The sequence below is a fragment of the Psychrobacter pacificensis genome, assembly GCF_018336615.1.
In the GTDB taxonomy this organism is placed as follows: domain Bacteria; phylum Pseudomonadota; class Gammaproteobacteria; order Pseudomonadales; family Moraxellaceae; genus Psychrobacter; species Psychrobacter pacificensis.
In genome coordinates, this window is sequence record NZ_CP048752.1 from 2,392,231 (window position 1) to 2,407,302 (window position 15,072).

The following is a 15,072-nucleotide window of genomic DNA, read 5'->3' on the forward strand; positions in this document are numbered from 1 at the left end:
CTCATTTTAACAACCAAAGAAGCTTAGTGAACCATTTAATAACTCTCAATCACCTGCATTAGCTCGTATCTCAGCATATCGGCACTAGGCATACGCTCAGCGTGAAAACGAACGATGGCGATGCCTGCACTAGCTAGGGCTTTGTCTTTTTTATCATCAGCCTTTTGCCGCGCTTTGCTGCTATGTGTCCAGTCATCAAGCTCGATGGCAACTAGCGTGGTCTGAGCGTCAACATCCACGATTACATAATCAACGCTCTGGCGACAGATACGATTAAACCAAAAGCTGCGCTCGGATGTCTCGTCACTATTGGCTTCAATGATTCGTGACAGCTGAACTTGCACAAAGATATGATACTCTGGCAGCGCATTTTTTAATTTATTAAAAAATATCACTTCAGTGTCGGTCATGATTGGCATTGGGGCAAATGGCCAGATAGCCAGCTCATCACCGCGCACAGGCTTTGACTCAGGCTCTGCGACTGGACGTTTCGCCAATAGCTTTGGTAACGTAATCAGTCCTAAAAACCCAACGGCCAAGATTAAAAATATAGCGCCAAATGACATGGTTTTACCTTATACAATATAACAGTGACCGGCTAGCGTTCAAGACTCTGAAGAGTCAATGATCGGCTGATCACCACAGGGCAACCTTTATAGGCTGACAGGTTATACAAAAATGAGTAATAAAAATGTGCTCATCGTAACCAAGCTTGCGCCAATCGGCAAACGATAAAACAAAAAACACGACAGTGGTTGTCGTGTTTAAAAATAATCATGGTCTAAATCGATAAGATGACAGCTAAGCCATATATCAGCGTGTAGGTCGTGATAAGGGATACCCCACTGATGTCTTATTTAACGCCAATAAAGCACCCAAGCACCGGTCGTATTGACGTTAGAATCACTATTGATCTTATCTTTTAGTGCCAATGCGGCAACCTTTCCACGTTCAGGACCAACAATGACGCGTACACCGCGACTGGTCGGACTGGTCTTCACTTGATATCCAGCCTCTTTGAATTTTTTCGCTAGTTGATCCGCTTTGGCCTGATTATCTGCGAGCGCTACTTGCACCCCAAAGCTGCCTTTCGCATCGGTTTCTTTGACTTTTTGACGAGCCTCACGAAGCTTTTGCTGAGCGTCTCGCTTAGCCTCAGCCGCTTTTTTGGCGGCGGCCGCTTCTCGCTCCAGACGTTGCACTTGACTGCGCGAAGGTATGGTAATGTTTTGACCTAACTGTAATGAAGTCGATGGTGAAATGTTATTTGCTTGAGCCAAGACTTCGACAGGCATGTTGTATTGTCTTGCAAGCTTAATCAACCCATCGCCTTTTTTGACTTGATACTCAGAGGGCGATTTTGGTGGTTCATTTTTAGCCGCTTCAGCTGCCTCTCTCTTTTTTTCGGCCGCAGCTTGAGCGTCCGCTTGTCTTTTCGCTTCTGCTTCTTTTTTACTTTCTGCTAGTTTTTCAGCAGCGGCTTTTTCTTGTTTTGCTTTGGCTTGTTGCTGCTCATCTTCCGCCTGCTTTTTTGCTTTGGCTTCATTCACTGCATCATCGGCTGCCTTGACCAATTTTTCAGCATCTTGCACTTCCTTACTTTTGACACTTTTTTCTGTGTCTTTTACGTCTTCTGAACTCTCACTCTGTTCATTTGTCGCCGCGATATTTTTGACATACTGCTGGCTTTCAGCACGGGCTTTGGCCAACGCTTCTGCTTCAGCCACTTCTTGTTCTGTCAAAAACTCCTGTGCGCGTCTCTCCTGCTCGGCAACACGAGCAGCACGTTCTTTTTGCTTTTGCGCAAGGATACGTTTTTCTGTCTCAATGTCAGTCGTTAGCGGTTGCGGAGATTCTTGCTCGGTCGTTGGTTTCTCTATCATCGCTGATGTTGGCTGTGGCTGGTTGCTCTCGCCAATCTGCTGCACCATGGCGTATAACATCACGCTACCGCCTAGAATCATCCCAATGCCCAATAAGGCTTGTCTCGAAAAGTTCATCCGTTTACGTCTCTTAGTTGGTGATAAGGTTGATTGAGCGGCGCAGGGACTGTCTTACAGCAATATAGATAATTGCGCTAATAAATACCTCGTACCGCCAGTTACTGCCATCAGTGTTCAAAATCTATGCCGACCCATTTATGCCAGTCTTGCAAATCATTTTGATTATAAAGCATATTTTTCGTGCTGTCTGCTATCAGGCAAGTACTAAGATTAACACTAAACAGGCGCCACTTTAACTTAAATGATCATACGGCGAGTGCAGCAAGCGCTTCGCCAATCGTATGAAACGAACCACATACGACGATTAGATCTTGTGGCTGACTATCAGCTATTACCGCATACGTCGCTGCATGCAAACCATCGAATTGATATATGTTGGCGCTATCCACATATTGAGTTAAGACGCCTTGTAGCTGCTCGTTACTCGCGGCACGAGGATAATCAATCTCAGCAATGAACCAATCACTAATCGGCAAGCCTGCTTGAGTCAGACGCTGTACTACTTTGTCGATATCTTTATCACCCAACATAGAGAACAACATTTTGATTTTTGGAAGGTCTCTATCAGCTTGGCTGCCGTGTTTACTCAAATGCTGATGCCAAAATGGCAATAACTGCGCTAATAAAAATTCCACACCTTGCTCGTTGTGCGCCACATCAAACAACCAATGGCGATGATGGCTTTCACGATAATCAAAGCGCCCTGCCAGTTTGACAGTTTGCAATGCCTGCTCGATGGCACTTACATCGACTTTCAACGGGCTTGCAAGTACCGCCGATAGTGCATTAGCAGTATTGGTCAAGGATAGCGCAGGGCGTGGTAGTTGCAAGGTAACTGCCGCATTACTGTATTGCCAAATCATTGAGTCAATATCGCGGTAGCTAAAATCTTGCCCAATTTGATAACAAGTCGCTTGCTTATTATCGATAGCGTGCTGCACGCTAGATGGCATTTCAATAGCACCATAAACTAAAGAGATACCTTGTCGCAATATACCTGCTTTCTCGCGACCGATGTCCTCAACATTGTCACCGAGCCAGTCGACATGATCGATACCAATATTAGTAATCACTGCCATATCAGGATCAATAATATTGACCACATCTAACCGTCCGCCTAATCCAACTTCTAACACCCATACATCACAGTCTGCCTCAGCAAATATGAGTAATGCTGCCAGCGTTGTCATCTCAAAGAATGACAAGGTCAAATCGCACTCTAAACGTGCTGCTTCGACTTTGCTAAAAGCATCAATCAGCGTCTCATCGCTGACCATTTTGCCATTGATACGCACGCGCTCATTAAATACGCTCAAGTGCGGCGATTGATATAGTGCCGTCTTATAACCTGCGGCTTTACACATTTCGGCGATAACAGCGGTCGTAGAGCCTTTACCATTGGTGCCTGCCACAGTGAAGACATAAGCGTCATCTTTAGCTGACTTTACTACTCCTAGCGCTTCGGCAACAGGCAATACACGCGATAGTCCCATATCTATCGCAGACACATGTATTTGCTGCATATAATTTAGCCATTCGGTCAAGCTGACCAAACCAACGTTGTCGTTAGGGCTACTAGAGTTGGACGCTACAAGATCAGACATGGATAAAACCTATAGTAAATTTAATAAGAAATAGAAATATATGTGTTGGCTAAAACCAAAAATAGCATTTACCGTGCAATGACGATAAATGCTATTAGAGGGTCTTGCATATGCAATAGATGTTAGCACGCGGCTAGGCGTTTATGCACTCAATAATTGACTCATGATACTGAGCCATACATCTTATTAAGCATCTACATTAGGTACGTGGCACAGTTTTGCGAGCAAACGATAGATCGTATCAATCAGTTGATGACGATGCACCACTTCATCTACGACGCCATGCTCTAATAAGAACTCTGCACGCTGGAACGGCTCTTCTAACGTCTCACGCACGGTCTGCTCGATTACACGCTTACCCGCGAAGCCAATCATCGCTTTTGGTTCTGCCAGATGGATATCACCCAGCATCGCCAATGACGCAGTCACACCGCCGTAGACAGGATTGGTCAATACCACAATATACGGAATACCAGCGATTTTTAGACGTTCAATCGCTGCCGCCGTGCGTGCCATTTGCATCAATGATAACAGACCTTCTTGCATACGCGCACCGCCAGAAGCAGCAAAGCACACTAACGGTACTTTTTGCTCAAGCGCTCTTTCAGCGGCTTGTACAAAACGATCGCCAACCACTGAACCCATCGAGCCGCCCATAAAACGGAAATCAAAGGCACAAGCGACAATATCAAGGTTACGCAGCTTGCCGTACATGGCAACCAGCGCTTCACTCTCGCCCGTTTTTTCTTGTGCTTCGCTCATACGCGCAGGATATGGCTTGCTATCCACAAAGCTCAGCGGATCTTTGGCAGTGAATTCTTGCCCTGTCTCACCGTCTATTTGATCAAGCAACCAATTTAAGCGCTCACGAGCACTCATCGGTAAATGATGATCACAGTGCGGACACACATAGCAGTTAAAAATCAGTGCGGTGTTGGTAATCACAGAATGACAATTGCTACATTTGGTCGACGGTTCAGTCTCTACCGCGGTCAATTGCGCAGTTAATTGCTGCTTGATACCTGGTATAGGACGGTTAAACCATGACTGCCTATCCGCGTTGCTGTTTGGCTCGGCTTTAGCAGTATTATTATCGAGTTTTGTTGCTGTATCAGTCATATTATTTGCCATCATAAAAGGCTTATTGACAAGTTGGCTCATTCGCTTGTCATTGAGAGTTTAATGGTTGTCTAAACAAAGCGTCAAACCCAGTCATAACATGAGCAATTATGCGACACGCTAATGTATCAATCTTACGTGTCGATCATTTGGTTAGGTGCTTGTTGATAGATGATGTGCTTGTTGAGACTTTTTGGCAAATGCTTTTTGGCAGATGCTTTTTGAAACTAGTCACTGACAAATCACGGCTATCAGACGCCATATAATAGTCATGTTAGTTTACACTCGTAAACTAAATTTAGCAAAGTCATTTAACGTCATCTTTCAGTAACGTTTTTGAGTCATTGATTCCCATTATTTAACTTCGCGATTCAAGGACAACTACTCAAAATAACCCCTTCAAACCAGCTATTACCTTTATCAAATTGCCTCAATGAGATACTTAAAACATCTTGCCGCTGTTAGATTAATAAAAGCGATACTAGGATAATGAATATTAAGCACTCAGACTGTCTAATGCCGCACGCAGCTCATCCATTTTTGCCATAATGTTTTGCTGAGCCTTGGCCACAGCCGCGGTGTCATTGGCATCAATATCTGCAAAATTCTGTACCAATGCACTACCCACGATAACACCATCCGCATGAGTACCAATTGCTTTTGCAGAAGCGCCATCACGGATACCAAAGCCGACGCATACTGGCAAGTCTGTTTCTGCTTTGATTGCTTGCACTTGAGTTGCTACATCGTCAGTATCTAGCGTGGCTGAGCCCGTCACACCTTTTAGCGATACATAGTAAATATAACCACCGCAATGGGTCAATACTTGCTCACGGCGCTCAGGCAAAGTGGTCGGCGACAGCAAAAAAATCTCATTCATTGAATGGTCGGTCAAATGCTGCGTAAAGCTACCCGCCTCGGCTGGTGGCAAATCTACCATCAATAAACCATCAACGCCTGACTGCTCGCATAGCGTGACAAAATTGTCATAGCCGATAATCTCTACAGGATTAAGATAGCCCATCAAGATGATTGGCGTTTGCGTGTCGGTTTGGCGAAACTCTGCCACCATCTTGAGCGCATCACGCGTACTGGTACCTGCAGCTAATGCACGCTCACCCGCTAGCGATACGGTTGGGCCATCTGCCATTGGATCAGAGAACGGTAAGCCCACTTCAATCATATCTGCGCCGTGCTTGACTAAGTCGTGCAATAGACCAACGGTCGTTGCAGGATTAGGATCGCCTGCCATCACATAAGGAATCAGGGCTTTTTTGTTTTGTGATTTTAAAGTTTCAAAAGTGCTTTCAATTCGGGTCATAGTGGTCTCTTAATTATTATAAACTGGCTTACTTAACCCTTTATCTAACAAGCTATATTAGGTAAAGGGCATTAGGCAATTTTCTTTATGAAGGAGAGTTTAGCAACTTATAAATTGATCATTCATCAAATGACTTGTTACTACATCTCAATCCCTTCTGCCTTCATTACTGAATGCAAATCTTTGTCACCGCGACCTGACATATTAACGATGATTGTCTGATCAGGCGTCATGGTTTTCGCCAGTTTTAAGGCATAAGCGATAGCATGAGAAGTCTCAAGCGCAGGGATGATACCTTCTTTGCGCGTGGCTTCATGGAAACCTTCTAGCGCCTCTTTGTCAGTACAGCCGACATACTCAACGCGTTTCATGTCTTTTAAGAAGCTATGCTCCGGACCAACACCTGGGTAATCAAGACCGGCTGAGATAGAATGCGTCTCTTGAATCTGACCATCATCATCTGCCATGAGGTAAGTACGGTTACCATGCAGCACGCCGATACGACCAGCCGCCAATGGTGCAGAATGACGACCTGACTCGATACCATCACCCGTGGCTTCGACGCCATACATCTTAACGTCGGTATCATTGAGGAAATCAAAGAACAAGCCAATCGCGTTTGAGCCACCACCGACACAAGCAACCAACGCATCTGGCATTTTGCCTGTTTTTTCTAAATGCTGAATGCGCGCTTCTTTTCCAATAATCGCTTGGAAATCACGAACCAATAGCGGATAAGGATGCGGCCCTGCAACGGTACCAATAATATAATACGTGCTATCAACATTGGTCACCCAATCACGCATCGCCTCGTTCATCGCGTCTTTTAGCGTGCGTGAGCCAGACGTTACTGGCACCACTGTCGCACCAAGCAAACGCATACGATAGACGTTCATTTTTTGACGTTCAACATCGTCAGCACCCATATAGACGATACATTCTAGGCCCAAGCGCGCAGCAATCGTTGCGGTCGCGACACCATGCTGTCCTGCGCCAGTTTCGGCGATGATACGTTTTTTGCCACACATCTTGGCAAGCAATGCTTGTCCAATGGTGTTGTTTACTTTGTGCGCGCCAGTATGGTTCAGGTCTTCACGCTTAAAGTAAATTTGCGCGCCGCCGATCTCATCACTCAAGCGTTTGGCGTGATACAGCGGCGTTGGACGACCGACATAATTGACCAAATCGTTATGATACTCTTCCCAAAACGCTGGATCTGCTTTGACTTTGGTATAAAGCGTCTCAAGCTCTTCTAATGCGGCCATCAGCGTCTCAGAGACAAAGCGTCCACCATGTACACCGAAATGGCCGCGTGCATCAGGGTATTGGTTAAAATCTTGCACGTTTTCAGGATTGGTAAAGGTGTTTATAGATTGTGCTGTAGTAGATAAATCTTTGTTCGCGACATGACTCATGGTAATTCCTACTGTAATAAGTGGTATTTTTTAGAATAAATATAAAGAGAAAAATGAAATAAGATTGGAACGGATAAATCGGAATAACGACCAAATAAGCCTATTATATATAGAAAATAACCTACGATAACAAACTTAAATGGCGTCAGTGACCGTAGCGTTTTGCCATCGGTCGCGCTTGACCGCTTTCATAAAGGCACGCATCTTAGCAGCATCTTTTTTGCCTTTATCAACCTCGATACCACCACTGACATCAACGCCGTAGATGGGCAGATTTGATGTCTCTGCGACATTTTGCGCATCAAGACCACCAGCCAGTACAATGGGTAACGCGCTGTCATGGGGAATGAGACTCCAGTCAAAGCGCTGCCCTGTCCCGCCATATGCCGCTTGATGATACGCATCCAGCAAAATACTACTGGCACCTGCATCAGCAAACTGTGCAACCTGAGCACGAACGCTATCGGGCGTGTCTTGCTCTACATTGATACGCAATGCTTTGATCCAGCGTTTATTGACACGGCTTGCCAGCTGCTCGCATTGTTCGGGCGTTTCATCACCGTGAAACTGAAGGATATCAAAAGGTACATCGTTTGCTAATTTGACTAGCTCTTCTTTAGGCATATTGACCACTAACGCCACCACGCTCACAAAAGCAGGCACGGCAGCACTCAATGTCTGTGCTTGCTCTATCGTGACCGCACGCGGACTTGGCGGATAAAACACCAAACCGACTGCGTCTGCACCTAACTGTGCCGCAGTCTGTATGTCACTAAGCTGAGTAAATCCGCAAAACTTAACGTGCATTTTGTGACCTTGGATTTTATATACATAAATCTGACATCGATTATAGCGGCATCAGATAGCGTCAGACTAAAGATAAATCGTGAGATATGATGAGAATTTGTTACGCAAACGGCAAAGCCATTGCATCCAAAAACTTATCCTAGCATACTTTTATGCCGAGTTTTGTTTATGATTGCGATTGATTCATATAGGGATACTTTGATGTCAAAGACTACTAACAACAATGGTAGCAATAATAAAAACAATGACAGTAGCGATAGCGACAGTCCGTTGCATTACTTGATGTGGTTTCGTCGAGATTTGCGCATTCATGATAATACTGCATTGGCAGCACTGTGCGAGCGGGCTAATGAAGACAATGCATCGGTATCCGCCATATTCTTTTTGACACCTGAGCAGTGGCAACAGCATGACACCTCTCTGGTGCAAGTCGACCATATTGCCCGTACGTTACCTATACTAGCAAAGGATTTGAAATCACAACTGAATATCACTTTAACAGTACAGCTCTGTCCAAGCTTTTCTGACTGTATAGAGTCTCTGACGAGCTTATGCAAGGACAACGACATCAGCTGCGTCATGGCTAACCATGAATACGAAGGCAATGAGATTGATCGTGATGAGGCATTGAGTGAGCAGCTTGCAAAAGACGACATCGAGTTTGTCCGCTGGCATGACCAATGTATCTTGCCACCGCTGAGTATTACGACAAATGACGGCGATAGTATGTATAAAGTCTTCACGCCGTTTTATAAGAAATGGCGACATACGCTAGACGTTAGCACCATTCAAATGCATGACGCACCAGCAGTCGACTGCGATGATAAAATCGAGCTAAAATCATCGAAAAATAGTGCCTATACAGCTGACGATATCAAAGCCCTCAGTGAAGAAATGCTTGGTGATTATCAAAAGACGCTGCAAAAAGAGGACTCGTTACAGCATATCGATATAAAAGCCCAACTCACTGCCGCAAGGGACGCCTATCCTGCAGGGGAGTCTGCTGCTTGCCAGCGCTTAGATGAGTTTGTCGCTGATGATATCAATGACTATGATGTCAGCCGCGATGTGCCGCACCTGCATGCCACCAGTCAGCTATCCGCTTATCTCACTATAGGCACTATCAGCCCTCGGCTCTGTTATTTACAAGCCAGCAAAGTACAAGAAAAGCTACACGGTAATGATGGCGATAATGAAGATATCGACCGCTGGATAAGCGAGCTTGCTTGGCGAGATTTTTATCGTCATGTGCTGATCGATAAGCCAAACCTGATTCGCCATAAAGCGTATAAAGAGGACACTGACACCAAAGTGAGTTGGTCATACGATGAAGAGGATTTTCAAGCATGGTGCACGGGCAAAACAGGCGTACCACTCGTTGATGCGGCGATGCGCTGTCTAAACGCTACTGGATTTATGCACAATCGACTGCGCATGGTCACAGCAATGTTTTTGACCAAAGACTTGTTGATTGATTGGCGCTTGGGTGAGCGCTACTTTATGCAGCAGCTCATCGATGGGGATTTTGCCTCCAATAATGGCGGCTGGCAATGGAGCGCATCAACAGGTACTGACTCAGCACCCTACTTCCGTATTATGAACCCCTTTAGCCAAGGCAGCACTCATGATAAAAAAGCGATATTTATCAAAACGTGGCTACCAGAACTAAAAGACATCCCCGCGAGCACTTTGCATAGTGAGGATAAAATGCGTAAAGCACTGGCGAAGGGCGGCAAGTTTGCTGATATCGACTACCCTGTGCCGATGGTCGAACATAAATCAGCACGTAAGCTCGCCATTGCTGAATTTAAAAAAGAGTAAACTAGCTATTAGTGACTGCTGGCAACTGACATGCGCCTGCACCCTGCGTGTTGACCGTCACGACAGCACCCGTTAAAGCAAACAGCTGCTGCAATTGCGTTTGAGCATTTTGCAGCGCCATATTCATGACATCTCCTCGGCAGGCACGCTCTAGCACTTCTTTTTTTGCCATGGTTTGTGCTTGCGCCAATATCTTAGGATCAACTTGCATCATGCCAAAAGCGCCTGTCTGCCAGTCATAAATCTCGATATCATCTAAATATACTGAAAATATCTCTGTAGGTGGTAAGGTAATATTGATTTGTGGCATGGCTGAGGCAGGTGCATTATTCGCTGCTTGCTCATCCTCTGCATCAGTTATAGTCTGAGTAGGCTGAATGACCTGCACCATCTCAGGCGTCAAAGCACTCAGATCAACCCCTGCTTCGACGCGGCCATGAGCAATGAACAGCGCTTTTTGTTCATCTTGCCACAACTTCATCCAACTCCCTGGACGCTCACTCGTAATCACCGTATCAACACTAAACGCGACGGTATGGAGTCTGTTTAATTGCTGGATTTGCGTGACCACGCCTTCTCGAGTGATGGTTTCTATCGGTTCTTCTTCTGTGATTTTTTGCGCGCTATAAATAGCAAAAACGATGGCTGCTAAGCCAATGAGTAATATTACCCAAGACATCATGGCAATAGGCTGCTTCGCTGGCTTGTGGGTGCCATTGGTATTGTTCATATCAGGACTACTCATAGAAGTTACCTTTATAAAGGTGCATCGTTATAAGAGTGCATCGTTTTTCAGATGACCAACGGTTTTATATAATTAAAACAAATACTTAACCTGTAAATGCGACTATTGTGCAGTTAATTCAAGTAGTGGCTACCAATCTTCTACATAATACGTAAATTGTGTTCATCTTAAAATCTTATAAATATAGTGAATTCAGTATAAAAACGACACAGTGGGACTGGGATAAATTTTTCGCAGCATCGAGCAGCGTAGGCACAGCACGCAAGGAAAATTTAGACCAGTTCCACCTTGATATATAATGTATCTGTTTTATTTAGGATTGACTATAACTCAATTATTCGAGTCTCATCTCAGCCTTTGTATAACGTTCGGTCTGAAAAGATAAAAAGTCATTGCGTCTTAGGCGAACTTTACCTAACATAGTCAGATTGTATGTATAAAATGTCAGTCTTTTAGCATTATCAGGCTCTTGCCCTGAATATATTGCATTTCGGCATATTCATACCTTAAATCAAATTTGCCTCTCTTGTTTACTCTTATAAGAGGGGTTCTTACTGATGTGCTTTTTTATACCAGCATGTGAGTAACTAGGAAATACCCTAGAATATTGCTAAGTGATAAAGGTAAGCTTGCGGCGGCAATGAAACGATTAGCCATACGCTCAACATCCTACTATTTCTTATTTTTTTATCAAAGATAAGGTTACGCTTTATTTATGAAAGCCAGTCAATTTTTATTTGCCACACTAAAAGAAACCCCAAGTGATGCCGACATCGCCTCAAGCCAATTGATGGTGCGTGCTGGTCTTATCCGCAAGATCGCTTCTGGATTGTATATTTGGTTGCCCATGGGTCTGCGTATTTTGCAAAAGGTTGAGCGCATCGTTCGTGAAGAGATGCAAAACATCGGCGCACAAGAGTTGCTGATGCCGATGACGCAGCCTGCTGAGCTATGGCAGACCAGCGGACGCTTTGAAGACTACGGCCCTGAGCTACTGCGTTTCAAAGACCGTCATGATCGTGACTTTGTGCTGGGCCCAACGCATGAAGAAGTCATCACCAATCTGGCAAAAGGCGAGCTACGTAGTTATAAGCAACTACCGATTACTTTCTTTCAGATTCAAAGCAAATTCCGTGACGAGATTCGTCCACGCTTTGGTGTGATGCGCGCACGCGAATTTACCATGAAAGATGCTTACTCGTTCCATATCGATCAAGCCTCACTTGCTGAGACTTATCAAGATATGTACGACGCCTATACTCGTATCTTTAGCCGTTTGGGTTTTGACTTTCGCGCGGTACAAGCGGATTCAGGCTCTATCGGCGGCTTTGCCTCACATGAGTTTCATGTTTTGGCAGACAGCGGCGAAGATGACATTGCCTTCTCCACCATCTCTGACTATGCGGCCAATATTGAGCTTGCTGAAGCCATTAGCACAGGCGAGCGTCAGCCTGCGACCCAAGAACTGACCAACGTTGATACCGTTAATATGCCAACCTGCGAAGCAGTTGCTGAGCATTTAGACATTCCACTTGCCACCACCGTGAAAACCTTGATTGTCAAAGGTCATACGCCAGAAGGCGAAGAGCAGTTGGTTGCGCTGGTACTGCGCGGCGATCATACGCTCAACGACATCAAAGCGGAAAAAATCGAAGAAGTAAACACGCCGCTGACTATGGCGAGTGAAGAGGAGCTAAAAGCCGCAGGACTGCTCAAAGGCTATATCGGTGTCGATCTAGATATTCCTGTGTTCGTCGATCGCGCAGCGGCTATTCTCTCTGACTTTGTCGCTGGTGCCAACGAAGTCAACAAACACGCAACCGGAGTCAATTGGGATCGTGACGCGCACATAACACGCATCGTTGATATCCGCAACGTACTCGAAGGCGACGCCTCACCTGATGGTCAGGGAACCCTACAAATTAAACGCGGTATCGAAGTTGGTCATATCTTCCAGTTGGGTGATAAGTACTCACAAGCACTTGGCTGCAGCGTCTCAGGCGAAGCTGGCAAGCCTGTAACCTTGATGATGGGCTGCTATGGTATCGGCGTCAGCCGCATCATCGCTGCTGCCATCGAGCAAAATCACGATGATAACGGTATCATATGGCCACAAACGCCTGATGTAAAAGACTCACTTGCGCCTTTTGAAGTGGCTATCGTACCGATGAAGTCAAAAGAAGAGACGGTCATGCAGACTGCCACTGAGCTTTATGAGATGCTAAAGGCCAAAGGTGTCAACATCCTACTGGACGATCGTAACGAACGCCCAGGAGTGAAGTTTGCTGATTTAGAATTGATTGGTATTCCACACCGTATCGTCGTGTCTGATCGTAACATCGCTGAAGACAAATACGAATATGTCAATCGTCGTGACGGTGAAAAAGAGTTGCTTAGCCGTGACGAGCTACTGGCAAAATTGGGCTGCGAGTAAACTGGTTAATACACAAAAAGCGCCTCATAAGTAGGCGCTTTTTTTATGTCTGTCATATCATGATTGAATGATCACTACTGGCGAATCAAACGACTCGGCGCAGGCAATAGTGCCATATCACTGACACGGCAAGGATTGATATCGATACCGCCGCGGCGTGTATACCATGCGCGTACCATCAACTCACTTGGCTGATAATACTGACTCAAATCCGCAAAAATCTGCTCAACACACTGCTCATGAAAGCCGTTATGCTGACGGAAACTTAATATATAACGTAGCATATTTGCGTTGTTAAAAGTCTTGTCAGTCGTTATCGACACAGCTAGTGTGCCCCAATCTGGCTGATTGGTCACAGGACAGTTACTACGCAGCAGATTAGAATAAAAAACATAAGGCTGATTGCTGTTATTTGCCACACGTTCACTGCTCGCTTCTGTTTCATCATTACTCAACAGTGATGCATCAGGATGCTCAGTTAACGCGATTTTTCCCGTGCTACCTGCCAATGCGTCATCAATACAAATACCTGTTGGCTGGGCTATTAGCAGGCTTGCTGCATCATTCAGCGTAAATAACTCCACCTGTACTTCCGCTTGCAAACAGGCTGACAGGTCTTTAGCGATCAACGCTTGAACGTCATTCCAACTGGCGAACTCAGTAAAATTGATACTGTTCAAATATAGCTTGAGCGATTTTGACTCGACGATAAAGGGCGAGCTGGCAGGAATACTAAACCGCACCATCGCCACTTGCGAAATACCTTGTAGATTTAACCAAGAGATCTCGAATGCCTGCCACCAATCTACGCCGACCGTTAGTTTGTCAGCGTGCCAGCCAATCACATCACGTCCCATACTACGTGCAATAGGATATAGCGTCTCTGGGCTATACTCAGTCGGATAATCGGTGGTTTGCTCACCTAAAATGCCATGAATACTCATTTACTTTCCTACTATTTAATCGTTAAACCCTAACTGCTCAACCGACAGCGCTTTGGGCATCGCTATCGCTTCACACGCTGACCATCACAAGCGCACGCGTGAGCCGTTATCAAGCAGACGATAAGCGATGATATAAAATATCACGCAAAATACAAAAATCGCTGCCATCGAATACCAAACGTTGACATCAGAGTAGCCCAAGATACCGTAACGGAAAGAGTTGACCATATAGACGATAGGGTTAAGCAATGAGATGTTTTGCCAAAATGGTGATAAATTTTCCATCGAATAGAACACGCCGCCAAGATAGGTCAGCGGCGTCAATACAAAGCTTGGAATGATTGAGATATCATCAAATGATCGCGCAAACACCGCATTGATAAAACCGCCTAATGAAAACAAGGTAGACGTGCCAAGTACCGTAAATACAGTGACAAATAAATGCTCAATACCAAGGTCAGTAAAGAATAGCGCGACAATCGAAACAATGACACCGATGGCCAGTCCACGGAAGATACCACCGCTGATATAACCCATCAAAATTGCATGTTTGGACACAGGCGAGACCAAAAGCTCTTCAATACTAGATGTAAACTTGGCACTAAAGAAACTCGAAACCACGTTCGAGTAACTGTTGGTAATGATCGACATCATGATCAAACCTGGTACGATAAACTGCATGTAGGGCACGCCACCCATCTCACCTACGCGCGAGCCAATCATCTTACCAAAAATGACAAAGTACAAGCTCATCGTAATCACTGGCGGTAATAGCGTCTGCGGCCAAATACGCAGAATACGGCGCACTTCTTTGAACCAAATAGTACGAAACGCAATCCACTTTTTACTCAGTGACATC

General features: G+C 45.2%; 12 protein-coding genes. 2 read left to right on the forward strand and 10 right to left on the reverse strand.

Annotated elements, in window-relative coordinates:
* Window positions 1–35 precede the first annotated feature (35 nt).
* The 7 genes from GYK50_RS10160 to GYK50_RS10190 all read right to left on the reverse strand — a co-directional run bounded on the left by GYK50_RS10160 (window position 36) and on the right by GYK50_RS10190 (window position 8,269).
* Window positions 36–566, reverse strand: a complete 531-nt coding sequence (locus GYK50_RS10160) for a DUF2726 domain-containing protein (RefSeq protein ID WP_212563840.1) — start codon at window positions 564–566, stop codon at window positions 36–38.
* Between the two features lie 291 nt (window positions 567–857).
* Window positions 858–2,000 carry a LysM peptidoglycan-binding domain-containing protein gene (locus tag GYK50_RS10165; protein ID WP_212563841.1) on the reverse strand — a complete coding sequence of 381 codons (1,143 nt, stop codon included), beginning with the start codon at window positions 1,998–2,000 and terminating at the stop codon, window positions 858–860.
* Window positions 2,001–2,248: 248 nt separating this feature from the next.
* Window positions 2,249–3,607 (reverse strand): bifunctional folylpolyglutamate synthase/dihydrofolate synthase, encoded by a 1,359-nt coding sequence (locus GYK50_RS10170; protein ID WP_212563842.1) that lies wholly within the window; start codon window positions 3,605–3,607, stop codon window positions 2,249–2,251.
* Between the two features lie 186 nt (window positions 3,608–3,793).
* Entirely contained in the window at window positions 3,794–4,738 is a 945-nt protein-coding gene (gene accD / locus GYK50_RS10175) for an acetyl-CoA carboxylase, carboxyltransferase subunit beta (RefSeq protein ID WP_212564548.1), read from the reverse strand.
* 484 nt (window positions 4,739–5,222) lie between these two features.
* Entirely contained in the window at window positions 5,223–6,047 is an 825-nt protein-coding gene (trpA, locus tag GYK50_RS10180) for a tryptophan synthase subunit alpha (RefSeq protein ID WP_212563843.1), read from the reverse strand.
* Window positions 6,048–6,187: 140 nt separating this feature from the next.
* Complete coding sequence (gene trpB / locus GYK50_RS10185) at window positions 6,188–7,462, reverse strand: tryptophan synthase subunit beta (RefSeq protein WP_348653273.1); 1,275 nt, start codon at window positions 7,460–7,462, stop codon at window positions 6,188–6,190.
* Window positions 7,463–7,597: 135 nt separating this feature from the next.
* Entirely contained in the window at window positions 7,598–8,269 is a 672-nt protein-coding gene (locus GYK50_RS10190) for a phosphoribosylanthranilate isomerase (protein ID WP_093069531.1), read from the reverse strand.
* A 201-nt stretch (window positions 8,270–8,470) separates the two neighbouring features.
* Between GYK50_RS10190 and GYK50_RS10195 the strand changes: the two genes are divergently transcribed.
* Window positions 8,471–10,090: a cryptochrome/photolyase family protein gene (locus GYK50_RS10195; protein ID WP_212563844.1), complete on the forward strand. Its 1,620-nt coding sequence runs from the start codon at window positions 8,471–8,473 to the stop codon at window positions 10,088–10,090.
* A 1-nt stretch (window position 10,091) separates the two neighbouring features.
* Here GYK50_RS10195 and GYK50_RS10200 read toward each other — a convergent pair whose 3' ends face one another.
* Entirely contained in the window at window positions 10,092–10,835 is a 744-nt protein-coding gene (locus GYK50_RS10200; protein ID WP_083328867.1) for a DUF4230 domain-containing protein, read from the reverse strand.
* A 715-nt stretch (window positions 10,836–11,550) separates the two neighbouring features.
* Between GYK50_RS10200 and GYK50_RS10205 the strand changes: the two genes are divergently transcribed.
* Complete coding sequence (locus tag GYK50_RS10205) at window positions 11,551–13,269, forward strand: proline--tRNA ligase (RefSeq protein ID WP_071002226.1); 1,719 nt, start codon at window positions 11,551–11,553, stop codon at window positions 13,267–13,269.
* Between the two features lie 74 nt (window positions 13,270–13,343).
* Here GYK50_RS10205 and queF read toward each other — a convergent pair whose 3' ends face one another.
* Both queF and GYK50_RS10215 read right to left on the reverse strand, forming a co-directional pair.
* The gene (gene queF, locus GYK50_RS10210; RefSeq protein ID WP_212563845.1) at window positions 13,344–14,213 is read right to left on the reverse strand and encodes an NADPH-dependent 7-cyano-7-deazaguanine reductase QueF; all 870 of its coding nucleotides are present in this window, start codon (window positions 14,211–14,213) and stop codon (window positions 13,344–13,346) included.
* An 84-nt stretch (window positions 14,214–14,297) separates the two neighbouring features.
* Window positions 14,298–15,071, reverse strand: a complete 774-nt coding sequence (locus GYK50_RS10215; RefSeq protein ID WP_093069637.1) for an ABC transporter permease — start codon at window positions 15,069–15,071, stop codon at window positions 14,298–14,300.
* Window position 15,072: the final 1 nt, after the last annotated feature.